This is a genomic window from Streptomyces humi (assembly GCF_001005085.2).
In the GTDB taxonomy this organism is placed as follows: domain Bacteria; phylum Actinomycetota; class Actinomycetes; order Streptomycetales; family Streptomycetaceae; genus Streptomyces; species Streptomyces humi.
In genome coordinates this window covers 15978-37790 of sequence record NZ_LBMU02000106.1, presented here as the reverse complement: position 1 = coordinate 37790, position 21813 = coordinate 15978, and the positions used below count along the sequence as shown (strand labels likewise).

Here is a 21813-nt window from a genome sequence, read left to right as displayed (position 1 = left end):
GGGGCCGATCCGTTGACTGCGCAACGTGTGCTTCTGTGACAGCGCTCCGCGCGGTCGCCTGTTCTCGCTGTCACACACTCTGCCCAGACGTTGTCATGTCGGGCATGCACACTATCCTCAGCGGACCGTCGGGCCTCCGACAGGACTCCGACTCCTATGCGGTCACCGCGGAGTTCTACGACATCTTGCAGGCCGACGCGGACGAAGCCCGGGTCCGCCGGCTCTACGCGCGCCAGATCGCCGACGCCCGCACCGGCGTGCTGGACGTCGGGGCCGGTACCGGGCGGGTGACGATACTGGCCCTCGCCGGCTCCTGGGCCGACGTGCACGCCGTCGAACCGGCCCGGGCCATGCGCACGTCGCTGCTGACCCGGCTCGCCGCCCTGCCCTCCGAGCAGCGGGGCCGGGTCACCGTGCACCCGCATCCCCTGGACGAGACCGCGCTGTACGCGGTCGCGGACGTGGCCGTCTGTCACAACATGGTGGGCTGCCTGCCACCGGGCGTACGCGAGAAGTTGTGGCCCGCACTCGGCAGGGCCCTCACCCCCGGCGGCTCGCTGTTCGTGCAGCTGCCGCCGGCCCGGCTGCCGGCCCGCCCCGTCGTACGCCTGCTCGCGGACAAACGGGTCGGCGAGCACGTCTACGGCGGACGCATGACGATGTCGGCCGCCGGCTACCGCATCCGGACCCGCGCCGACTACTGGGTCAGGAACGCCGAGGACGTGCTGCGGGAACACACCGAGACGTTCTGGATGTGGCCCGCGACGCGCGCGCGGCTGACCGGTGAGCTGGCAGCGCACGGGTTCGCCCCGCTCCCGGGATACGAGGAGTCGGAGCTGCTGGCCGTGACGCTGCGCGGCCGCCGGCAGGGCCGCGACGGAACTGTGCGCGCACGGTCACGAGGGACCGGAGCCGTCGGGCGCTGACCACGTGCACATCGGCGAGGGCCGGGGAGCCACGGACGTCGTCCTGGAAGTCCCGTACGTCCTGTACGTCCCGCCGCACGGCACCCCCTGGTCCAGGACGCGCCGTCCCCGGGTCGTGAACTGCCGTGACGCGGCGGCCGCACGGCGGCTGTCACAGCTTCCTCCACTACCCGGTCAATGCGGGTACCGACGGCTCGTGGCGGTCCGGTCCCGGGCCCCGCGGCGACGAAGGAGGAGCATGGCAGGGACATTCATCAGTCGCGCCCGGGCGACCCCCGGTCCCCCGGAGCCCGTCCACCGGACTTCCGACGCGGGCCGAGGAGGGACACGAGGATGACGCGAGACGCCGGCCGCCGGGCCGACCCAGCCACCGTCACCGTCCTGCTCGCCGCGGAGGCCGCCGTCATCGAGGGACGGCTGGGGGTGCTCCGGGAGGCGATCGACGAGGTGGACGCCCGGATCCGCGCGGTGTCCGAGAAGATCAGACGGCTGCCCGCCGCCGGCGACCACGAGGCGCCGGCGGCTGACGAAGGGAGCGCCACGGGGCTCGCTGCGTCCCCGGCTCGCCGTCCCTGACGGCCCGGTCAACGGTGTGTTCTGCGGGGGGGCCGCCCACGCTGTTCTCGGCCGACGGGGCCGCTGCATATGATGTTCGCCAGCATCCCCCGGTGCCGAGCCGGGTGGCGGCCCGGGACATCGAGCGGTCCCGCCAGGACACAGGGTTGAGGACGAGAGGAACCCATGGGCTCCGTGACCCAGACGGCTCGCGCCATCGAGAGCACCGCCGAGAGTCTCCAGGAGGACCTGGCCCGGCTGGAGATCCAGAAGCAGGCGCTGGAGAGGGAACTGGCCGCGGTCACCGCTCATCTCGGTTCCGTGCGGCGGGCGCTCGACGCCCTTCAGGCACTCATGCCCGGCACCGGCCCGGCGGCCGCCCCATCCCCGCGGGACCCCGCCCCCGTGAGCGTCCCGTCGCCGGCGAAGCCGGAGGCCGCGCGCGCCGCGGCGACCGCCGAAGCCGCCGCAGTGCCCTCGGCCACGGCAGGCCGGAGCGACGAGGCGGGCGACGGCGGCACGACGTACGGCAAGCTCACGGAGCAGATCCTGGCGTACTTCGCGCAGGCCGGGGACACCGAGGTCCGCGCCCGCGATGTCGCGTCGGCGCTGGGACGCGACACCGACAGCGGGAGCATCAACGCCGTCCGCAGCACGCTCGACCGTCTCGTCGGCGCCTCACGCGTCCAGCGCGCCGGCCGCGGACTGTACCGCGCCGTCACGCGGTGAGCCGGCCTCCGGGCTGTGCGGGCTCCTTTCCCCGGCGCAGTTCGCCACGGGAGACGAATGCCTCCCTCGGGTGCTGCACCGACGCCAGCGACACGATGTCACGGCCGTAGAGAAGGGCCGTCACCCACACGGCGAACACACGCGTCTTGCGTTCCCAGCTCGGTATGGCCAGAACGTGGTAGCCACGGTGCATCAGCCAGGCCGGGAACCCCTTGATGACCAGGCCCCGGTACTGGAAGATGCCGCGGCCGAGCCCGAGTGTGGCCACCACACCGAGACTGCGGTGCACGTAGTCCTTGGTCCGACGGCCGCGCATCGACGCCAGGATGTTCTTCGCCAGCAGCTTCCCCTGGCGGACGGCGTGCTGGGCGTTGGGCACGGTGTGCGCGCCCGGCCTCCCGGCCGCGAGATCGGGCACCGCCGCGTCGTCCCCCGCCGCCCAGACGTCCGGTACCACCTCGGTGTCCGTGGTGACCCGCAGATCCGCCCGTACGGTGAGCAGGCCCCGCTCGTCGACGGGCAGGTCGCTGTGGTTGTGCACGATCGGGTTGGCGGCGTTGCCGGCCGTCCACACCAGCAGGTCCGAGTCGTACTCGGTGCCGTCCGACAGCCGCACCCGGCCGTCCTCGGCGGAGACCAGCTGGGTGTTCAGGTGCACCCGCGCCCCCCGTCTCTCCAGTGAACGCACCACCCAGGCGCCCGGCCGGTCCGTGACCTCGGGCAGGATGCGGTCCCGTGCCTCGACCAGGTGGAAGGCCGGTTCGTCCGCGCCGATCTCCGGGTACTGCTTGAGCAACGCGGTCGCCAGGGCCAGCAGTTCACCGAATCCCTCCACGCCGGAGAATCCGCCACCGACGACGGTGACGGTGAGCAGTCCGCTGCGTTCGGGCCCACGCGGCAGACCGGCCGCGCGGTCGAACGAGGTGAGGAGACGGTCGCGGATCGCCACCGCCTCCTCGACGTGTTTGAGTCCGTACGCCTGATCGCTCAGCCCCGGGATCGGGAAGGTCCGGGTGACCGCCCCGGCCGTCACCACCAGCACGTCGTAGTGCAGGTCGAGGGACGGCCCGGACTCCGGGCGGACCGTGACCGTGCGCGCGCTGTGGCGGATCTCCGTCACCGAGCCCGCCACCAGACGCGTGTGGTGCAGGTGACGGCGGAGCGAGACCGCCGCGTGCCGGGCCTCCACAGAACCGGCCACGACCTCGGGCAGGAAGGGCTGGTACGTCATGTACGGGCGGGGGTCGACGACGGTGACGCGCGCCTCGTCCGGCCGCAGCCTCTTCTCCAGGCCCCACGCGGTGTAGAAGCCCGCGTATCCGCCGCCCACGATCAAGATCTCACGCACGGTGTCCTCTGTTCCTCTCGGTCCTGACCCTTTAGACCGGTCGTCGGCACTCGGTGTGACACAGTGTCCGGATCATGTGCCAGGGCTACCCGCGGCCCGTGCGCGCACCGGAGTTTGCGCAGCGGCCACCACGTCCTGAGTGTGTCGACGGCGGGTTCGACCAGGGTTCGGATCTTGGCCCGCGAGCGGTCCACGGCCCGCTGCCGTGCCATGAGGTGGGGCGAGGCCGACCTCGTTCCTCGCCTGCGCGAGGCACTGACCGACCTGGTGCGGCTGGACCGGGTGCACCAGGTCTGGGCACCGTATGCGATCACCCACAGGTGCCCGGTCCCCGCGGGTTCGTGATGGCTGTCGGTTCCGACTCACCCTGCCCGTGCGCTGTCGAGGACCTCCGGCAGGGCTCGGCGGGAGTTGATGCCGAGCTTCACGTAGACCTTCCGCAGGTGCCATTCCACGGTATGGGGGCTGATGAACAGCTCCGCGCCGATCCGCGCGTTCGTCATGCCGTCGGCGGCGAGGGCTGCGACCTGCGACTCCTGCGGGGTGAGAGCGTTCGCCGGTGTGGTCTCCCGCGCGGTCACCTGCTCGCCGGTGGCGATCAGCTCACGGCGGGCCCGTTCGGCGAACGCGTGAGCCGGCATCGCGTCGAACATGTCGTGGGCCGTTCGGAGATGCTCGCGGGCCTGCGCGCGGCGCTGTGCGCGCCGCAGCCACTCGCCGTACAGCAGATGGGTGCGTGCCACCTCCACGACAACCCCGCCGCGGCCGAATTCCTCGATCGCCGTGCGGTACAGGCGGTCGGCCGCCTCACCCTCGGCAAGCAGCGCCTCACTGCGTGCGCTCGCACCGCGCGCCCATCCGGAGTCGGCGGCGCGGGTGAGTTCGGCAAGGCGGGCCAACGAGGCGCGGGCCTGGTCGAGTTCACCGCAACGCGTCGCGGCCTCCACATGCTCGACCAGCGACAGACCGGTGAAGTTGAACCCGTCGTGCTCGATACCGGTGCGGGCGGCCTCGATCGCCTCTTCGTAGCGGGCCAGTCCGTTGAAGAGCACGCCCTGGATGTACCCCATGGCACCGAGCAGGGATACTTCGCCCCGCTGCACGGCACGCTCTCTGGCTTCTTCGATGATCCCGGCGGCGACATCCGCCTCACCCCGCCACGCGGCCAGGACGAGTGCGGCGTATTTGTGCGGGGCGTGGCCGGTCGCGGTGGCGATCGCGTCGGCCTCGTCGATCATCCGGTCGGCCTCGGCGAAGTCGCCGTAGTGGATGTGCACCCCGCCCGCGTAGATCAGAGCCGGCGGCAGGCTGCCGAGTGCTCCGATGTCGCGGGCCAGACGCACCGCGCGAGTCGCGAGAGTGTCCCAGGCATGGAGGTCCCAGGCCCAGTGGATGAACGACTCAAGCGCTACCGGGGCCAGCAGCAGCCACCGTACGGTCGCCTCCCGCGTGCGGAGCTCTTCGTGTTCGAGCAGGTCGAGTGCCTCGTGCAGGGCCGGGACGGCCGTCTCGGAGCCGTCCGCGAGCAGGGCCGCCACACCGTCCAGGAGAGCGTCCGCGGCCTTGGAGCCCGAGGAGGGCGCCCCGGACGCGCGGGCCGCGATCGCCGCGGCGCGGGCGCCGGCCGGACCGTGGACCCGGCCGGCGAAGATGGTCGCGCTGATCGCCTCCAGGTACGTCTCCCGCGCCAGGGGAGATCCGGCCGCGGTGAACTGTGCGGCCGCGTCCAGGAGCAGTGGTGCCGCCTCGTCGCTGCGCCTGCGGGCGAACAGGATTCTGGCCCGCAGACGTGCCAGGCGGGCCCGGTCCAGGACGCTGAGGGGATACAGGTCGGCCACCGCGGCCAGTTCCGTGGCCCGTTCGGGCGCGGCGGCCGAGAAGTGCGCCTCGGCCGCCGCAAGGGCCCGGCGCCCTCGCGGCCAGGGGTCGGGCGTCACCTCCACCGCGCGTTCCAGCAGAACCGCCTCGGCCGCGATGCCACCGCGCTGCCGGGCGCGGTCGGCGGCCTGCTCCAGTCCCGCGGCGACCTCCTCGTCCGGCCCGTCGGCCGCCTGCGCGGCGTGCCAGGCGCGCCGGTCGGGGTCCCGGAGGGGGTCCGTGGCCTCGGCCAGGGCGCGGTGCACCGCACGTCGGTCCTCCGGCTCGGCTCCGTGGTAGACCGCCGAACGGACCAGCGGGTGCCGGAACCGTACGGGCTCGCCGAACTCGATCAGGCCGGCTGCCCTGGCCGGTGCGGTGTCCGGAGTGATGCCGAGGGAAGCGGCCGCGCGGATCAAGAGGCGTACGTCGCCGACCGGTTCCGCGGCAGCGATCAGCAGCAGGGTGCGGGTCGCGGCCGGCAGCGCACCGAGCCGCCCGGCGAAATCACGCTCGACGCGGCTGGCCACCGGCCCTTGGACGACCGGGGCACTCGACGCGTCGACGCCGTAGGCCAGTTCGGCGGCGCTGCGGCCACGCGAGAACTCCAGCAGCGCCAGCGGGTTGCCGTGCGTCTCGGCCACGAACCGGTCCCGGACCCGCTCCTCCAAGCGACCCCCCACAGCCTCCTCCAGGAGCTCCCCGGCCGAAGCGGCGTCAAGTCCCCTGAGTTGCAGCGCCGGCAGGCCCGCGAGCGCGGACTGCCCCTCGGGGTCGCGGACCGCGAACACCATGGCGACCGGCTCGGCGAGCAGTCGACGGGCCACGAACTCAAGTGTCTGCAAGGACACTTGATCCAGCCACTGGGCGTCGTCGACCAGCACCAGCACCGGCCGCGCCTCCGAGGCGCGGGTGAGCAGGGTCAGTACGGCGAGGCCGACCAGGAAACGGTCGGGCGGATCGCCGACCGCCGTCCCGAACGCCACGCGCAAAGCGTCGCGTTGGGGTTGCGGCAGTTCTTCGACGCCGTCCAGGAACGGCGCGCAGACCTGGTGCAGGCTCGCATAGGGGAGCTCCATGTCGGCCTCGACACCGCGGGCCCAGGTCACCTTCACCCGGGACGCCTGCGCAGCCACGTACTCCAGCAGCACCGACTTGCCGATGCCCGCCTCGCCCCGGACGACCACGACACGGGAACCGCCGTTCCGGAGGCCGGCCAGCAGGTTGTCGAGCGCCGTGCACTCACGCTGCCGGCCGACCAGAGCGGGAAGCGGGCTGGCGATCATGCGACTCGGCTCCTCGGCGGGATCCGGGGGAACAGAGCTCCCACAGCGGGGTTCGGAAGAATCCTTGTCACGATACCCACGGCCCCTTCCCCGCCGCGCGGACAGACGATGTGACTACTTCCACGCCCGGAAACACGCTGAGGTTGTCACAAATCGGGGGCCTGTCCGGTCGCTCCCAACCGATGATCTGTCCGTTCGCCGTCGCAGGAGGACCCAGGTCTTCGCTCGGACACCAGCCGGCCGCCTCCGTCCTCGTGGTGGCAAGCGGTGCGACAGGCCTTCGAGCGGCCATCGAAGCCCCCGAGGCCGGTGTCGCGGTCGATCCGCCGCGCTCGCCGCCCGGGCGATCCCCAGTGTGCTCGCGAGCGGCTCGGGCCCCAGGACTGCCACCACCGGTTCGACCGCCCTGGCGCCGCGCCCTCCGGCGGTGTCGGACCCGCCGTGTGAAAGCCGATCGAGAGCCGACGCGAAATCTTTGTGCGCCGTCCTGTCACACATGCCGGGGCCGCCTGGTCAGGAGGGTACGAACCATCGCGGCCGGTGCCTTGGACGGGTCGTCGCAGACCCACCGGGCACCGTGCCAGATCAGTGAAGGGAAAGTCCATGAAGGTCGTAGTGATCGGCGGAACCGGACTCATCGGTTCCAAGGTCGTCTCCAAGCTCAACGAACACGGTCATGAGGCGGTGGCAGCCTCCCCGAACACCGGAGTCAATACGGTCACCGGCGAAGGCCTGGCCGACGTCCTGAAGGGCGCCTCCGTCGTCGTCGACGTCTCCAACTCCCCCTCGTTCGACGACGACGCGGTGATGGAGTTCTTCCGCGCCTCCACCACCAACCTGCTCGCCGCGGAGGCTGCCGCCGGCGTCACGCACCACGTGGCTCTGTCCGTCGTGGGCACCGACCGCCTCCAGCAGTCCGGCTACTTCCAGGCCAAGCAGGTCCAGGAGGACATGATCCGGGACTCCGGAGTGCCGTACTCGATCGTCCACGCCACGCAGTTCTTCGAGTTCGCCAAGACCCTCGCGGACTCGGCGACCAGCGGTGACACGGTGGCCGTCGCCCCCATCAAGATCCAGCCCATCTTCTCGGGCGACGTGGCAGCGGCCGTCGGCCGCACGGCGGTCGGCGCTCCGGTGAACGGAATCGTCGAGGTCGCCGGCCCCGACGCCTTCACCCTGGAGGACTTCATCCGCGAGGGCCTCGCGGCCCACAACGACCCCCGCACGGTCGTGACGGACCCGAAGGGGCTCTACTGGGGCGCCGCCCTCAAGGAGTCCGACCTGCTGCCCGGCCCCGACGCACAGCTCGGCGAGACGCACTTCGCCGACTGGAGCAGCGAGCAGTAACGGCGAGCACGGAGCCCACGGCCCCGAAATCGCAGCAACGTCACGTCAGTTCATCTCCCATCACTCGACTCTGAGGATCCCTGCATGGACGCGCGCATCAACTACTTCGGCAACGCTCTCGCGGGCAAGGTCATGAAGCACCTCAACTCGGCCGGGGCCGCTGTGCACTCGGCGCTTCCCGTCGCCACCCAGGAACTGGTGAAGATCCGGGCCAGCCAGATCAACGGCTGCGGGTTCTGCACCGACATGCACACCAAGGACGCCGTAGCCGCGGGTGAGGACCAGCAGCGGCTGCACCTGGTCGCCGCCTGGCGCGAGGCCACCGTCTTCACCGACGCCGAGCGCGCGGCACTGGAGGTCACCGAGCAGGGCACCCGCATCGCCGACGCGGCGGGCGGGGTGTCGGACGAGGCCTGGGCCGACGCCGCGAAGCACTACGACGAGGACCAGCTCGCCGCGCTGATCTCGTTGATCGCGATCATCAACGCCTACAACCGCATCAACGTCATCAACCAGCAACCCGCCGGCGGCTACCAGCCGGGCATGTTCGGCTGACCCGCCCGCTCCGGCCCGCCGGACGCCCACCGTCCGTCTCCCGCTCGCCCCGGGCCCACCGAGCGGGAGACGGGCCCTCGGACACCCTGCGTCCACACGACGCCACGCCGCGACCGCGAACCGCAGCACCCCGGGTCCCACGCGAAGGCCCACCCGCGGACCACCGCACCCCGGGCATACGCGACGCGCCACCCACCACCCCCACCCAGCGCACCCGTGCGTAGACGAGAAGACCGACCCGCCGCACCCGCTGCCCGGCACGAACGCACCGGCCGCCTCCTGGCCCACTGTCCCAAGGAGACGACATGCACCCCTCCCCCGCCCCGAGCGACCCGGCCCTCCTGCGCATCGCCGGCGCCCGTGGCCGATGGACCCTTCTGGCCACCGTCCTCGGCTCCAGCGTGGTGCTGCTCGGCTCGACCGTCACCAACGTCGCGCTGCCGCACATCGGCGACGACTTCGACGCCGACCTCGCCGCACTCCAGTGGACCGTGAACGCCTACATGCTGACCCTCGCGGGCCTCATCCTGCTGGGCGGCTCCCTGGGCGACCGCTTCGGCCGACGCCGGATCTTCGTCCTGGGCATCATCTGGTTCGCTGCGGCATCCCTGCTGTGCGGACTGGCTCCCGACATGACCACGCTGATCGCCGCCCGCGCGCTCCAGGGCGTCGGCGGAGCGCTGCTCACCCCCGGCTCACTGGCGATCATCGAAGCCTCCTTCCACCCGGACGACCGGCCGCGCGCCATCGGGCTGTGGTCCGGGTTCGGCGGGATCGGGGCGGCGCTCGGGCCGTTTCTCGGCGGATGGCTCGTCGACGGCCCCGGCTGGCGCTGGACCTTCCTGCTGACGATCCCCCCGGCGCTGCTGTGCGTGCCCCTGGCACTGCGCCATGTCCCGGAGTCCGTCGGCAGGCCTCAGCAGCCCACCGTCCCGGCCGGTACCCACACCCGGTCCCGGCGGGGCTTCGACCTCGCCGGTGCGGCGCTGGGCGCACTGACGCTCGCTCTGGCCACCTACGCGCTGACCGAGGCCCGTTCCGGCGGGCCCGTCGCCCTTGCCGCGGCCGCGGGCAGTATCGCGGCCGGGGGTGCGTTCCTGCTGGTGGAGCGGCGCAGCGGCGACCCGATGATGCCCCTGTCGATCTTCTCGTCGCGGCCGTTCACGGCCATCAACCTGATCACCCTGTGCGTCTACGCCGGGCTGGGCGGGTTCTTCTTCCTGACCGCCCTGCAACTGCAAATCGTCGCCGGCTACTCGGCACTGGCGGCGGGCGCCGCCATGTTGCCGAGCACGGTGCTGATGCTGCTGTTCTCCGCCCGCTCCGGGACGCTCGCCCAACGCCTGGGACCGCGCATCCCGCTCACCGTCGGCCCCGTGGTGTGCGGGGCGGGGATGCTGATGACGGCGCGGGTGGGCGCGCACGCCTCCTACTTCGCCGACGTTCTGCCCGCCCTGCTGGTGATGGGGACGGGCATGGTCATCATGGTCGCTCCGCTGAGCGTCACTCTGCTGGGCTCGGTCGAGGCCGCCGACGCGGGCCTGGCCAGCGGGATCAACAACGCGGCAGCGCGCGCGGCCGGGCTGGTCTCCGTGGCCGCGCTGCCGCTGCTGGTCGGCATGAGCCCGGACGCCTACCGCTCCCCCGACTCCTTCGACACGGCGTTCGACCGGGCCATGCCCCTGTGCGCGGGCCTGCTGGCCATCGGCGCGGCGATGGCCTTCGCCCTGCTGCGCGAAACCACCGACGCCTCTGGCGCACGGCACGGCCGGGCGCACGGCTGGCTGATGGAGCCGCCGCTGGTGTCGCGCTTCGCCCATCACCGGGCTCTGGACTAGGTCAAACGCCGAGATCTCCCCGGCCGGGGTGCCTTCACCAGCCGGTTCCCGCCCCTTCCCCGGCGGGAACCGGCATCGTCCGTAGGCCGGGCCGGCCCTGCGGGTCGGCAGAACGTCATGCCCGCCCCCGCCGTCGCAGGACAGATGAAGCACCGCCACATCGTCCCGCAGCCCACGCCCACCGAACGGGGCGGCCAGCAGCGATACGCCGCCTACCAGGGCGTCGACGAACGTCTGCGCCTCCAGATGCGCGTGTCGACCGGCCAGCCTCAGCAAGCCCTCCTCCCCGAGCCGTCCGCCGGCCGTGCGACCTTCGTAGAGTCCGTCGGTGAACAGCACGATGCCGTCCCCGTCCGGCATCGCCATCTCGCTCTCACGCCAGTCTCCCTGCCCGGGGAAGAGTCCCAGCGGGAGACCTGACGGCGGCTCCACCCAACGGACCTCTCCCCTGTGCCGGTGCAGAAAGCCCGGATGGCCGGCGGTGACCGTCCGCAGGGTGCGGCGGTGGGGCGCCAGGAGCAGGGACACCACGGTCGCGTATCTGTGACACCAAGATCCCCGTCCACGGGCCGCGCCACGGCAGTTGAGGGGGGACAGGTGTAGCAAGGCGATTCGCTGTCACGAACCAGGGCGCCGTCCTGTCAATGAAGAAAGGGCGGAACTCGGCGTAACTCCTCGCGGAGCCACACCCGCTTCTGCCGCCGTCGCCGCCGGCAGAGAAAGGAGACGAGACCTCATGTTCAGCACACCCAGCGACTCCCGCACCTGGTTGGTCGGGCTGCCGTGCCGGTCGCACGGCTCCCGGATCGTCTGGCTGTACTACGTCGTCGGCGAGGCGCCGGACAGCGCCGAAGCCCTGTGCGCCGCGGTGCACAGGGCCAACAGCCCCTCCGAGCAGGACGCCCGCGACCTGGTGCCCGTGGAACCCGATCGCGCCGAGGTGCAGCGCATACGACAGCACATCCTGGGTGACTTCGCCCTGGAAGCCTGCTGAACCCAGGACGTCTCAGCCGCGCCCTCTGTCCGGTCAGTTCGGGGACCGGTGTCCGACAGGATCCGAGGAGGACCTCCAGCCTCTCAGCCCCGCGCCGGCACCTCCTGAAGCACCCATACGTTGCCGTCCGGGTCGCTGAACTCGGCGTAGGAGTGGTAGTCACGACGCTGCGGGTCGGGTCCCCCGACCCGCTTCTCATCGGTGCTGCGGTGGAACACACCGCTCGTGTCGTGGAAGATTCCGCCGGTCACCACGCCTCTCGCGGCGAGTTCCCGGCAGGCCCGCTCGATGTCGGAGACGACGAGGTGCAGGCCCCGCACGGAGCCCGGGACGGCCGTGGTGACTCCGGTCCCGAACAGGATCGAGCACGCCGATCCCGGGGGCGTCATGTGCACCACGCGATAGGAGGCGTCGACGGCATGGTCGGCATCCAGTCGGAACCCGACGGCCTCGTAGAACGACTTCGCCCGGTCGACGTCCGAGACGGGCAGTACCAGGACGGCCAGCTTGAGCTGCATGACGTCGGGGCTCTCGCCGGTGGGCAGCTCGCCCGCCTCGGCCGACGCGCCCTCGCCCACAGCGCGGGTGTCGGCCCGCGTGGCGTCCGCCACCTCCTCGATCTCCACCCGGTACCGGTAGATCCCGGCCCGCGGACCGTGGGCCACGACGGTCCGGCCTTCCACCACGCGCCACATCGCGTCGGTGCCTTGCAGATACGTCCCGTCCGGCGCGGCGGCGGCCCGCAGTTCGGCATCCAGTGCCGGCTGCCGTTCATGCGGCACATGGAGTTCCAGGGCGAAGCGGCGCAGCGACCGCGTGCCGTGCGCCGCTTCCGCCGCGCGCAGTGGTACGGCGGCTGTCTCGCGGAGCCCGCCGAGCAGGGTGACATGCAGTGTCGTCATGAGACCGTCACCGGTTCCCGTCCGTGCCCGCTCGCGATCACGAGCGCTCCTCGTCGCTGACCCAACTCATCAGCTTGCGCAGCTCCTTGCCGGTGGTCTCCAGCAGCAGTTCGGAGTCCTGCCGCTGGTACTCGGCGTACTTCTTCAGACCGCCGTGGTACTCGGCCATCCAGTTCTCGGCGAATGAGCCGTCCTGGATCTCCGCGAGAATCTTCTTCATCTCGGCCTTGGTGGCGTCGGTGATGATGCGCGGGCCGGTGACGTAGTCGCCCCACTCGGCGGTCTCGGAGATCGACCAGCGCATCTTCTCCAGGCCGCCCTCGTACATAAGGTCGACGATCAGCTTCAGCTCGTGCAGGCACTCGAAGTAGGCGATCTCCGGCTGGTAGCCCGCCTCGGTCAGCGTCTCGAAGCCCGCCTTGACCAGGGCTGACACACCGCCGGCGAGCACGGCCTGCTCACCGAACAGGTCGGTCTCGGTCTCCTCGGTGAACGTCGTCCTGATGACACCCGCACGGGTGCCACCGATGCCCTTGGCGTACGACAGTGCCAGGGGGAAGGCGCTCCCCGTGGCGTCCTGCTCGACCGCCACCAGACACGGAACGCCGCGGCCCTCCTCGTACTGGCGACGCACCAGGTGGCCCGGGCCCTTGGGGGCGACCATGCACACGTCCACGTTCGCCGGCGGCTCGATGAAACCGAAGCGGATGTTGAAACCGTGCCCGAAGAACAGCGCGTCGCCGTCCTTCAGGTTCGGGGCGATGTGCTGCTCGTAGATCTCGCCCTGGAGCGGGTCCGGAACGAGGATCATGATCACGTCGGCCTCGGCGGCGGCTTCCGTCACCGTCACCACACGCAGGCCCTGCTCCTCGGCCCTCGCCCGGGACTTGGAACCCTCGTGCAGCCCCACACGCACGTCCACACCCGAGTCACGCAGCGACAGCGCGTGGGCGTGACCCTGGCTGCCGTAACCGATGACCGCGACCTTGCGGCCCTGGATGACGGTCAGGTCGGCGTCGGTGTCATAGAACAGCTCGGCCATGGCAATCCCCTCACTCGTGGCCGACGCATCGAACCGCGGGAGGAACACCCGCCGTCGAGCGACAGCAGAAACACTATCTCGTTCAATGTTGTCATACATATTGCACTGTGCGGGTTCAGCGAGTAGGCGACGCGTCCTTGAAGGAGCGCCGGAGAAGCCGCTGAACTCCAGCTTCAGGGGCCCGGGGGCATGCCGACGACCCCGACACACGGTGTTTTCGAGCACCGCGTTGCCACCACCCCCGCCGCGTGGGCGGGCAGGCGAGGGCGAGGCCGATGTCCTGCGTCCGGGCCCGGACCGTCGTCGCACCGCCCGTCTCCAGGACCGTGCGCAACGGAACGCCGGTGCGGTGCAGCACGGCCGACATGCGGGCGTCGTCGGGGTGGATGACGCCGTAGACCTCAGGTACGCCCAAGGCGACGGCGAACCGGCCGAGTTCTTCCAGGAGCCGGGTGCCCAACCCGCTGTTCTGCCAGGTGTCCTCCACCAGCAGCGCTGCCTCGGCGTCACCGTCGTCCGGCAGCAGATGCCCTATCGCGACGAGCCGCTCTCGCGGGTCCTGCACCGCCAGGTGCACCGAGTGGGGCCGGGACAGCAGCGGCCCCAGGTAGGTGTCGGGGTCGCCCATGGCCCGGTGGTAGCGGTGCCACCGGGCTGCGGCGGAGCACCGGCGGTGCAGAGCGGCCACACGCGGCTCGTCGTCCTGGTCGACGCGTACGATCCGCAGTCCCTGTCGCATGTCCCTCTCCCTCTTCTTCTCCCTCGCCCTCGGCCTCGGCACACCGCCGGTGGGCTTCGGCCCAGTCATCAGACCGGGAGACACGGGCCGTTGTGACGGTGTGCCGGTATCGGTACCGGCACTGGGCGCTGCCGCGTTTCCGAGGGGCTGTCACATACGCCTGAGCCGCTCGGTCCTCTCTGCGAGTGCGGGTCGGACCCGCGGGACCGCCCGGGACGCGCGGCTCTCACGCGTCCGCCCTCAGCGACTTCGAGAAAGGCGGTTCCATGCCGATGGACGCATTCACCGTTCTGGACGCCGGCCCCTTCGACGGGGTGGACCCCGACGAATACGTCAGGGCGGCCATGCGGTGGCACTTCACTCCCGAGACGGGGTCCTGGTACTGGCTGGAACGGGTCGACCGGCTCGGTTTCGACCCCCGCCACGACGTCAGGGGCGTGGCGGACCTGGCGCTCTTTCCCGATCTGACGGACGAGCTGCGCGATGTGCGGGTGTCCGATCTCGTCCCCCGCGGCTACGGTCGGCAGGCCCGTCCGCTGCACGTGTTCGAGAGCGGCGGCACGACCGGGGCACCCAGGCGGGTCGTGCAGATGGACGACTGGGCGCGGCACGGCAGCGAGCAGGTGACCCGCCGGCTCCGGGAGCACGCACTGCCCGTCGGCGCACTGTGGCTGACCGTGGCGCCGACCGGCCCGCACCTCGTGGGCGATGTGCTGCAACGGGCCGCGGCAGGTCTCGGCAGCCCCGGGCTGGGGGTGGACATGGACCCCCGCTGGGTCAAGAAGCTCGTCGCCGCGGGCCGTCGCGACGAGGCCGACGCCTACACCGGCCACCTCGTGGACCAGTGCCGGCGCGTCCTGCACGGCCAGGACATCGGTGTCATAGCCGCCACCACCCCGATGCTGGAGCGCTTCGCCCAGGACAGCGACCTCGTGGAGGTCATCAACGGCAAAGCCCGGGCGATCATCTGGGGCGGCACCCACATGGATCCCGACACCCGGGACCTGTTGCGGACCGAGGTGTTTCCCGACGTGCCGGTGATCGGCATGTACGGCAACACCATGATGCTCACCTCGCTTGTGGAGCGGGGCGGTCTCACGGCGTCGGAGCCGTGTGTGTTCGACCCGGTCTCGCCGTACGTCTTCCTGAGCGTCGTGGATCCCGACACCGGGCGACCGGTGGCGGAGGGCGAGCGGGGCCAGGTGGTGGTGAGCCACGTCAGCAAGTCCATGCTGATCCCCAACAACAGGGAGCGGGACACCGCGTTGCGGGTCCGCCCGGCCGAGGGCCACGCCGGGGACGCCGTCGCCGACGTCTCGCCGGCTCCCGCGGTCGAGGGTGCGACGGTCATCGCGGGTGTCTACTGATGGCCCGCGTACCGGCCACCGAGCCGCTGTACCTCGACGCCCTGGGCCCGCGGGGCACCTACCGCACACGTGTGCCGAGCACGGTGACCGACGTGGCCGGTACCCCGATCGCGCGGCTGAGTCTGGTTCCGCCGCTGTACGTGGCCCGGGCGATCGGCGTCCTGCGCCAGGCGCCGCCGATCGCCGCGGCCGGCCTGGAGACCGTGTTCGCCACCGCCGGGGAGGTTTTCGCCGCGGGCACCGTGGGGGGATTGAGCGTCCGGGAGTACGAACGCCTCGTCAGCCGGACCTCGGGCACGCCCCTCGCCGTGGTGCGCGCCGCGACCCGGGGCACGGCGCACTTCGTACGGCATGCCGCCTCGTCCGCCGACCGTGGCAGGCCGCGCGGCGCCGCCCGCGACCTCAGCGACCACGTCCTGCACGAGACGCACACGGTGTGGGCGCGTCAGGGCGACGTGTTCGCCGTCAACGCGTCCGGCAACCACCCCGGCGTACACCGTGCCTGGCTGGAGGCACTCGCGCTGGGTTACCGCGTCGCCGTGCGTCCGTCCCGGCGCGAGCCCTTCACCCCCTACCGGCTCGTCGCGGCACTGCGTCAGGCGGGAATCCGGGACGACCAGCTCATGCTGCTGCCCACCGACCACGCGACCGCCGACACGCTCGTCCACGGGGCGGACCGGGCCGTGGTCTACGGCGGCGACGACGTGGTGACCAAGTACGCGCACGACGCCAGGATCCTGCCGCAGGGACCGGGACGGTCGAAGATCCTCATCACCGCGGACACCGACTGGCGTGACCATCTGGACGCCCTCGTCGCGTCCGTGGCCGGCGAGAGCGGCACCGCGTGCGTCAACGCCACCGCCGTCCTCGTCGAGGGCGACCCGACCCCGCTCGCCGAAGCCCTCGCGGCACGTCTGGCCGTCCTGCCCAGCCTTCCCCCGCAGGACGAGAGGGCCCGGCTGCCGGTGTGCCCGCAGGAGCGGGCGCGAGCCCTCAGCGCGTATCTGAGAACGGTGGCGGCCGGGACGCACGCCTGGCTCGGCGGCGGCGGAATCGCCGACGACCTCGGAGACGGCAGCGCCGTACTGCGCCCCGCCGTGCACCAGACCGCGAACGCCCGAGCCCCGCAACTGCGCACCGAACTGCCCTTCCCCTGCGTGTGGATCGCCCCCTGGACCCGCGCGGACGGCATGGCGCCGCTGCGCGGCACGCTCGTGCTGTCGGCGCTCACCCGGGACCGGGACCTGTGGGAGGCCCTGGTCGCGGAACCCGGCATCGCCAACGTGTATTTCGGGGATCAGCCGACCCACTGGATGTCGCCGGGCGTCCCCCACGACAGCTATCTCTCCGACTTCCTGATGCGGAGCAAGGCGGTGTACGAGGGCCCGTCCTGAACGACGCTCGCCTCGGCGCGGGCCTGCCGTGAGCGGCGCCCGCCCCGTCGGCGGGGCGACGACCCTCGCTCCGGCCGTCCGGCGCGGTGGTCCGCGGTCAGTCAGCGCATGACCGCGGGCCACCGCGCCTTCGCCGTGCCGGGCGGGCGGCCGGTTCTTCGTGCCGCGCTCAGTGGGGCAGGACCAGCATCACGGCCGTCCCGAGCGCCATCGCTCCTTCACCCACGTGCCGTGCCGGCGTCGCCGCCGCGGCACGGCGCGCCGCGCTCACGGCCGAGCGCAGTGAGGGCATGGGGCGGGTCAGCGACCACAGCGCATACGCCAGCAGGCAGGACGCCAGCGACAGCGTGATCACGGAGCCGCCGAGAGGGGCACCAGCGACCGGAGCGCCGGGCCCGGTGGAGAGCGCGGCCGACCCGAGATGTGCGTGCGCCGGTCCGGTCCCGGTGTGCGGCACGCGCAGCATCCAGGCCATCGCGGCCATACCGGCCGCGTGCGGCAGCCGGTGGATCATCGCCGCCGTCCTCCCGGCCACCCGGCGGCCGACCGGCAGGAGAAACCACACCGCCCCGGCGGCGCAGACACCGCCGGCGACGGCAGCGGGCCCCGCGCGGACGTCGGTCCAGGGCATCGCCGCCATGGACGCGGCCATGGCGGCGGCCAGCAACCGGTCCAGCCGGACACCGAACCCGGCCCTGGGTGACCCGACGCCCCGCGCCAGCACATGCAGGAGCACCGCCACGAACAGCAGCGTCAGCAGGCAGTGCACCAGGACGACAGGCGTGCCCATGGCGGGTCCGTGCCCGGTCAGGCGGTGGGGCGCGGTGCCCGCAGGTGGGCGCGCTCCGCCAGTTCCTTCTCGTCGACCAGCTCCAGCATGGGCTTGCCCGGAGCACACATCATGGTCACCACGAACCGGGTCCGCGCGTCGGAAAGCGCGTTGCCGTCCTGGTAGTGGATGGCGTCTCCGCCGGGCTCCCAGAAGGTGCCGCCCGCCTCCACCACGCGCTCGGGCTCGCCCTCCAGCTCGAAACGGACCGCGCCCTCGACGACGTAGCCGAAGGCGGGGCCGGAGTGCCGGTGCGGGGGCGTGCCCGGGTCGCCCGGCTCCCACTCGACGAGAATGGTCATCGCCGACGCCCCCTCCGGGACGGTGATCGGTGCGGCGTCCTGGAGCACCTTGGCCGCCGTCATCCAGCCGGCGGTCCCCTCCTGGTCGCCGTGCCCGTGGTGCCCGTGGTGGCCGTGAGCGGAGTGGTCGTGTGCTGTCATGTTGTCCGACACTGTGTTGCACCTTCCGTAGGCGTGAACATCGTTCGTCACTCATGACCGGGGACCGGGCGCATGTGTGACAACCGGCCTCCTCACAGCCCTTCCAGCCGCCGACCGCGGTCTTCGGGAGCATGGGGCGGCGAGCGGAACCGGAGGGGGCGAATCGGGTGGATCGGACGCGACGATTGCCACCGTGTGACCGGAGATCGCGAAAGAGATAGCGTGAGCAGATGCGGCCCGCAGCGCGTACCCCTAATTCTCGCGCGTAGCATGTAGGGCGCAAAGCCAGAAGGGACGACCCATGCGCGCTGGCGCCCACCCCGACACGTCCGACCGCGGTCTCGACGACTTCCTCTCGGCCAGACCCCGGATGTTCGGCATCGCGTACCGCATCCTCGGCAGTGCCGTCGAGGCGGAGGACATCGTCCAGGACGCCTGGCTGCGCTGGCAGAACACCGACCGCGCGCAGATCCATGAGCCGGCCGCCTTCCTGACCACGGTCACCACCCGGCTCGCGATCAACCTGGCCCAGTCCGCTCGGGTACGCCGGGAGTCCTACGTCGGGCCCTGGCTCCCCGAGCCGGTCGACACCACCCAGGACCCGCACCTGGGGGCGGAACGCGCCGAGGCGGTCGAGCTGGCGGTGCTGTTGCTGATGGAGAAGCTCAACCCGGTCGAACGTGCCGCCTACGTGCTGCGGGAGGCCTTCGACTACCCCTACCAGCGGGTCGCCGACATCCTGGAGACCAGCGACGCGAACGCCCGGCAGCTGGTCAGCCGGGCGCGCAAGCACCTGGGCGCCGAGCGCAAGGAGCGCGTCAGCCCCGCGGCCCACCGGCGTCTGCTCGAAGGCTTCCTCTCCGCCGCGCGCACGGGAGATCTCTCCACCCTGGAGGACCTGCTGACCTCGGACGTCGTCAGCTACTCGGACGGCGGCGGCATCCGTGGCGCGTCCAGGATTCCCGTCGTCGGCCGCGATCACGTCTCCCGGTACCTGGCCGCCTTCGCCCCGCGGTTCTGGCCTGATGCCGAGACCCGGTTCGTCGAGGCCAACGGCTGGCCCGCCGTGCTCATCGCACGGGACAACGCCCCGGTGGCCCTGTTGTGCGTGGACGCGTCCGAGGACGGCATCGAGCGCATCATGTGGGTGATGAACCCGGTCAAGCTGAACCCCTACGTCCTGTCCCTGGGCGCCTGACCCGCACCCCCGCAGGCCGTCTCCGGGGGCCTGAACCGCCGGTCCGCCGCACGCCGTCCCCAGGGGCCTGACCCGCCGGTCCGCCGCACGCCCAGGGCCCGGCCCGCCGCACCGGGCCGGGCGGTTCACCACGGGAACCACAGGTCGGCGTCGGCGGCCTCCTCCTTACGGGCGGCGAACCCGGACAGGTCGTTCCTGACCGCGTGCTGCGGGGGCAGAGCGGCGACCACGGGGTGGTCGGCCCGCGCGGCCCGCCCGGTGTCCTCCCCCGGCGCGTCACGGAAGTACTCGGCGTTCACGGACCGGTACTGCGCCCACCGTGCCGGCAGGTCGTCCTCGTGAAAGACGGCCTCGACCGGGCAGACCGGTTCGCAGGCGTGGCAGTCGACGCATTCCAAGGGATTGATGTACAGCGTCCGCTCGCCCTCGTAGATGCAGTCGACCGGGCACTCGATCACACACGCCCGGTCCTTGACGTCGACGCACGGCTCCGCGATGACATAGGTCATCGTCCCCACCACCCTTCGCCGGCCAGCGGTTGCGCATCGCACGGCCTTCGTGCGCCCGGCCGGTGTGCGGTAGGACCGGCCCGGCCGCCGGGGTGTGACACCGACAGGCGGGCCCGGGCGGCGGTGTCACAAACCGTCACCGCACCCGGTCGTAGCAGGTGACCACCCCGAGCGATGGGAGCAATCGTGGTTGCCACCGAACAACGTCTTTCCACCACGGTGCTGGTGATCGGCACCGGCGGCGCGGGCCTGCGCGCGGCCATCGAACTGGCCGAGAGCGGCGTCGATGTCCTCGCCGTCGGCAAGCGCCCCAAGGAGGACACCCACACCTCTCTCGCCGCCGGCGGGATCAATGCGGCCCTGGCCACGATGGACCCCGAAGACACCTGGCAGCAGCACGCCGCCGACACCCTCAAGGAGAGCTACCTCCTCGGCGACCCCCGCACCGCCGAGATCGTCACCCGGGGAGCCGCCCTCGGCATCGACGACCTGGAGCGCTACGGCATGGCCTTCGCCCGGGAGGGGGACGGCCGGATCTCCCAGCGCTTCTTCGGCGCCCACAAGTTCCGCCGCACCGCCTTCGCGGGCGACTACACGGGCCTGGAGATCCAGCGCACGCTCATCCGGCGCGCGAACCAGCTGGACATACCGGTGCTCGACAACGTCTACATCACCCGTCTCCTGGTCCACGACGGCGCCGTCTTCGGCGCCTACGGCTTCGGCCTTGCCGACGGCAGGCGCTACCTAGTGCACGCGGACGCCGTCATCCTCGCGGCCGGCGGCCACACCCGGATCTGGCGGCGCACCTCCTCGCGGCGCGACGAGAACACCGGCGACTCCTTCCGGCTGGCCGCGGAGGCCGGAGCCCGGCTGCGCGACCCGGAACTCGTCCAGTTCCACCCCTCCGGCATCATCGAGCCGGAGAACGCGGCCGGGACCCTGGTGAGCGAGGCGGCCCGCGGCGAGGGCGGCATCCTGCGCAACGCGCTCGGCGAGCGGTACATGAACCGCTACGACCCCGTACGCATGGAGCTGTCCACCCGCGACCGGGTCGCCCTCGCCTCCTACACCGAGATCAAGGAAGGCCGCGGCACGCCCAACGGCGGGGTGTGGCTCGACGTCTCGCACCTGCCCCGCCAGACGATCATGGCGCGGCTCCCGCGGGTCTACCAGACACTGCTGGAACTGCAAATGCTCGACATCACCCGCGATCCCATCGAGGTCGCGCCCACCGCGCACTACTCGATGGGCGGTGTCTGGGTCCGCCCCGAGGACCACAGCACGGACGTGCGGGGCCTGTACGCCATCGGTGAGGCCTCCAGCGGACTGCACGGCGCCAACCGGCTCGGCGGCAACAGCCTCATCGAGCTGCTGGTGTACGGCCGCATCACCGGGCAGGCTGCCGCCGCCTACTCGGAGTCCCTGACCGCGCAGCCGCGCTCGGCCGCCGCGGTGGCCCAGGCGCGTGCGGAGGTCGACGACCTGCTCGCCGCGGACGGACCCGAGAACGTGCGCGCCCTACAGCGCGCGATCCGCAACACCATGACCGAACACGCGGGCGTGGTGCGTGACGAGGAGGGGCTGCGCACCGGGTTGGCGGAGCTCGACGCCATCGAGAAACGCATGGAGAACGTCGGCGTCCATCCGGACATCGCCGGCTTCCAGGACCTCGCCCACGCCTTCGACCTCAAGTCGTCGGCGCTGGCGGCGAAGGCCACGCTGGAAGCGGCGCTGGAGCGACGCGAGACGCGCGGATGCCACAACCGCAGCGACTACCCCGACATGGATCCCGCGCTCCAGGTGAACCTCGTCTGGTCCCCGACCGACGGCATCACCCGCGAACCCATCGGTCCTGTCCCCGGCGAGATCGCCGCCCTGATGGAAGACGTCTCGGCGGACGGAAAGCTCGTCGAATAGGAATTCCCCTGCCCGGGAGGAGATTTCCGGAATTCGAG

18 protein-coding genes and 2 pseudogenes are annotated in these 21813 nt (G+C 71.7%); 11 read left to right on the top strand and 9 right to left on the bottom strand.

Annotated features, from left to right (window positions below):
- Nucleotides 1-104: 104 nt before the first annotated feature.
- The 3 genes from AAW13_RS39190 to AAW13_RS39175 all read left to right on the top strand — a co-directional run bounded on the left by AAW13_RS39190 (nt 105) and on the right by AAW13_RS39175 (nt 2210).
- Nucleotides 105-926 (top strand): class I SAM-dependent methyltransferase, encoded by an 822-nt coding sequence (locus AAW13_RS39190; RefSeq protein WP_046732481.1) that lies wholly within the window; start codon nt 105-107, stop codon nt 924-926.
- 333 nt (nt 927-1259) lie between these two features.
- Nucleotides 1260-1502 carry a hypothetical protein gene (locus AAW13_RS39180; RefSeq protein ID WP_046732468.1) on the top strand — a complete coding sequence of 81 codons (243 nt, stop codon included), beginning with the start codon at nt 1260-1262 and terminating at the stop codon, nt 1500-1502.
- 165 nt (nt 1503-1667) lie between these two features.
- On the top strand, nt 1668-2210 hold the full coding sequence (locus tag AAW13_RS39175) for a hypothetical protein (RefSeq protein WP_046732469.1): 543 nt from the start codon (nt 1668-1670) through the stop codon (nt 2208-2210).
- Here AAW13_RS39175 and AAW13_RS39170 read toward each other — a convergent pair.
- Complete coding sequence (locus tag AAW13_RS39170; protein WP_046732470.1) at nt 2200-3558, bottom strand: NAD(P)/FAD-dependent oxidoreductase; 1359 nt, start codon at nt 3556-3558, stop codon at nt 2200-2202. The genes AAW13_RS39175 and AAW13_RS39170 overlap by 11 nt on opposite strands.
- A gap of 362 nt (nt 3559-3920) precedes the next feature.
- Nucleotides 3921-6701: a helix-turn-helix transcriptional regulator gene (locus tag AAW13_RS39160; protein WP_046732472.1), complete on the bottom strand. Its 2781-nt coding sequence runs from the start codon at nt 6699-6701 to the stop codon at nt 3921-3923.
- Between the two features lie 603 nt (nt 6702-7304).
- On the opposite strand from AAW13_RS39160, the gene AAW13_RS39155 reads away from it, so the two are divergent.
- The 3 genes from AAW13_RS39155 (at nt 7305) to AAW13_RS39145 (ending at nt 10441) form a co-directional block, all read left to right on the top strand.
- Nucleotides 7305-8048, top strand: coding sequence for an SDR family oxidoreductase (locus tag AAW13_RS39155; protein ID WP_046732473.1), 744 nt, complete (start codon nt 7305-7307; stop codon nt 8046-8048).
- A gap of 84 nt (nt 8049-8132) precedes the next feature.
- On the top strand, nt 8133-8603 hold the full coding sequence (locus AAW13_RS39150; RefSeq protein ID WP_046732474.1) for a carboxymuconolactone decarboxylase family protein: 471 nt from the start codon (nt 8133-8135) through the stop codon (nt 8601-8603).
- Nucleotides 8604-8908: 305 nt separating this feature from the next.
- A complete protein-coding gene (locus tag AAW13_RS39145; protein WP_046733177.1) occupies nt 8909-10441 on the top strand; it encodes an MFS transporter in 1533 nt (510 codons plus the stop codon).
- A gap of 198 nt (nt 10442-10639) precedes the next feature.
- Here AAW13_RS39145 and AAW13_RS39140 read toward each other — a convergent pair.
- Nucleotides 10640-10969 (bottom strand): annotated as a pseudogene (locus tag AAW13_RS39140) (PP2C family protein-serine/threonine phosphatase); the annotation flags it as partial.
- Between the two features lie 208 nt (nt 10970-11177).
- On the opposite strand from AAW13_RS39140, the gene AAW13_RS39135 reads away from it, so the two are divergent.
- Nucleotides 11178-11435 (top strand): hypothetical protein, encoded by a 258-nt coding sequence (locus AAW13_RS39135; protein WP_046733175.1) that lies wholly within the window; start codon nt 11178-11180, stop codon nt 11433-11435.
- Between the two features lie 83 nt (nt 11436-11518).
- Here the strand turns inward: AAW13_RS39135 and AAW13_RS39130 are convergent, their stop codons facing one another.
- The 3 genes from AAW13_RS39130 to AAW13_RS39120 form a co-directional block, all read right to left on the bottom strand.
- A complete protein-coding gene (locus AAW13_RS39130) occupies nt 11519-11953 on the bottom strand; it encodes a VOC family protein (protein WP_046733182.1) in 435 nt (144 codons plus the stop codon).
- Between the two features lie 421 nt (nt 11954-12374).
- Nucleotides 12375-13379: a ketol-acid reductoisomerase gene (gene ilvC, locus AAW13_RS39125; protein ID WP_046733174.1), complete on the bottom strand. Its 1005-nt coding sequence runs from the start codon at nt 13377-13379 to the stop codon at nt 12375-12377.
- Between the two features lie 115 nt (nt 13380-13494).
- Nucleotides 13495-14118, bottom strand: a complete 624-nt coding sequence (locus tag AAW13_RS39120; protein ID WP_063777102.1) for a GNAT family N-acetyltransferase — start codon at nt 14116-14118, stop codon at nt 13495-13497.
- A 266-nt stretch (nt 14119-14384) separates the two neighbouring features.
- On the opposite strand from AAW13_RS39120, the gene AAW13_RS39115 reads away from it, so the two are divergent.
- Together AAW13_RS39115 and AAW13_RS39110 are read left to right on the top strand one after the other, a co-directional pair.
- Complete coding sequence (locus AAW13_RS39115; protein ID WP_046733173.1) at nt 14385-15485, top strand: phenylacetate--CoA ligase family protein; 1101 nt, start codon at nt 14385-14387, stop codon at nt 15483-15485.
- The gene (locus AAW13_RS39110) at nt 15485-16879 is read left to right on the top strand and encodes an aldehyde dehydrogenase family protein (RefSeq protein WP_046733172.1); all 1395 of its coding nucleotides are present in this window, start codon (nt 15485-15487) and stop codon (nt 16877-16879) included. Before AAW13_RS39115 ends, AAW13_RS39110 begins: the two co-directional genes overlap by 1 nt.
- A gap of 169 nt (nt 16880-17048) precedes the next feature.
- On the opposite strand, the gene AAW13_RS39105 is transcribed toward AAW13_RS39110, so the two are convergent.
- Together AAW13_RS39105 and AAW13_RS39100 are read right to left on the bottom strand one after the other, a co-directional pair.
- Entirely contained in the window at nt 17049-17669 is a 621-nt protein-coding gene (locus AAW13_RS39105) for a DUF5134 domain-containing protein (protein ID WP_046733171.1), read from the bottom strand.
- 17 nt (nt 17670-17686) lie between these two features.
- On the bottom strand, nt 17687-18073 hold the full coding sequence (locus AAW13_RS39100) for a cupin domain-containing protein (protein WP_229878697.1): 387 nt from the start codon (nt 18071-18073) through the stop codon (nt 17687-17689).
- A 379-nt stretch (nt 18074-18452) separates the two neighbouring features.
- Between AAW13_RS39100 and AAW13_RS39095 the strand changes: the two genes are divergently transcribed.
- Complete coding sequence (locus tag AAW13_RS39095; protein WP_046733170.1) at nt 18453-19349, top strand: RNA polymerase sigma-70 factor; 897 nt, start codon at nt 18453-18455, stop codon at nt 19347-19349.
- Between the two features lie 206 nt (nt 19350-19555).
- Here the strand turns inward: AAW13_RS39095 and fdxA are convergent.
- Nucleotides 19556-19858 (bottom strand): annotated as a pseudogene (gene fdxA / locus AAW13_RS39090) (ferredoxin); the annotation flags it as partial.
- Between the two features lie 186 nt (nt 19859-20044).
- Between fdxA and AAW13_RS39085 the strand changes: the two are divergent.
- A complete protein-coding gene (locus AAW13_RS39085) occupies nt 20045-21775 on the top strand; it encodes an L-aspartate oxidase (RefSeq protein WP_107483512.1) in 1731 nt (576 codons plus the stop codon).
- The last annotated feature ends 38 nt before the right edge of the window (nt 21776-21813 follow it).

What these genes read in the sequence shown, in the direction of transcription:
- AAW13_RS39190 (WP_046732481.1), top strand. Translation starts at nt 105, where the DNA reads ATGCACACTATCCTCAGCGGACCGTCGGGCCTCCGACAGGACTCCGAC.
- AAW13_RS39180 (WP_046732468.1), top strand. Translation starts at nt 1,260, where the DNA reads ATGACGCGAGACGCCGGCCGCCGGGCCGACCCAGCCACCGTCACCGTC.
- AAW13_RS39175 (WP_046732469.1), top strand. Translation starts at nt 1,668, where the DNA reads ATGGGCTCCGTGACCCAGACGGCTCGCGCCATCGAGAGCACCGCCGAG.
- AAW13_RS39160 (WP_046732472.1), bottom strand. Translation starts at nt 6,701, where the DNA reads ATGATCGCCAGCCCGCTTCCCGCTCTGGTCGGCCGGCAGCGTGAGTGC.
- AAW13_RS39155 (WP_046732473.1), top strand. Translation starts at nt 7,305, where the DNA reads ATGAAGGTCGTAGTGATCGGCGGAACCGGACTCATCGGTTCCAAGGTC.
- AAW13_RS39150 (WP_046732474.1), top strand. Translation starts at nt 8,133, where the DNA reads ATGGACGCGCGCATCAACTACTTCGGCAACGCTCTCGCGGGCAAGGTC.
- AAW13_RS39145 (WP_046733177.1), top strand. Translation starts at nt 8,909, where the DNA reads ATGCACCCCTCCCCCGCCCCGAGCGACCCGGCCCTCCTGCGCATCGCC.
- AAW13_RS39135 (WP_046733175.1), top strand. Translation starts at nt 11,178, where the DNA reads ATGTTCAGCACACCCAGCGACTCCCGCACCTGGTTGGTCGGGCTGCCG.
- AAW13_RS39130 (WP_046733182.1), bottom strand. Translation starts at nt 11,953, where the DNA reads ATGCAGCTCAAGCTGGCCGTCCTGGTACTGCCCGTCTCGGACGTCGAC.
- ilvC (WP_046733174.1), bottom strand. Translation starts at nt 13,379, where the DNA reads ATGGCCGAGCTGTTCTATGACACCGACGCCGACCTGACCGTCATCCAG.
- AAW13_RS39120 (WP_063777102.1), bottom strand. Translation starts at nt 14,118, where the DNA reads ATGCGACAGGGACTGCGGATCGTACGCGTCGACCAGGACGACGAGCCG.
- AAW13_RS39115 (WP_046733173.1), top strand. Translation starts at nt 14,385, where the DNA reads ATGCCGATGGACGCATTCACCGTTCTGGACGCCGGCCCCTTCGACGGG.
- AAW13_RS39110 (WP_046733172.1), top strand. Translation starts at nt 15,485, where the DNA reads ATGGCCCGCGTACCGGCCACCGAGCCGCTGTACCTCGACGCCCTGGGC.
- AAW13_RS39105 (WP_046733171.1), bottom strand. Translation starts at nt 17,669, where the DNA reads ATGGGCACGCCTGTCGTCCTGGTGCACTGCCTGCTGACGCTGCTGTTC.
- AAW13_RS39100 (WP_229878697.1), bottom strand. Translation starts at nt 18,073, where the DNA reads ATGACGGCGGCCAAGGTGCTCCAGGACGCCGCACCGATCACCGTCCCG.
- AAW13_RS39095 (WP_046733170.1), top strand. Translation starts at nt 18,453, where the DNA reads ATGCGCGCTGGCGCCCACCCCGACACGTCCGACCGCGGTCTCGACGAC.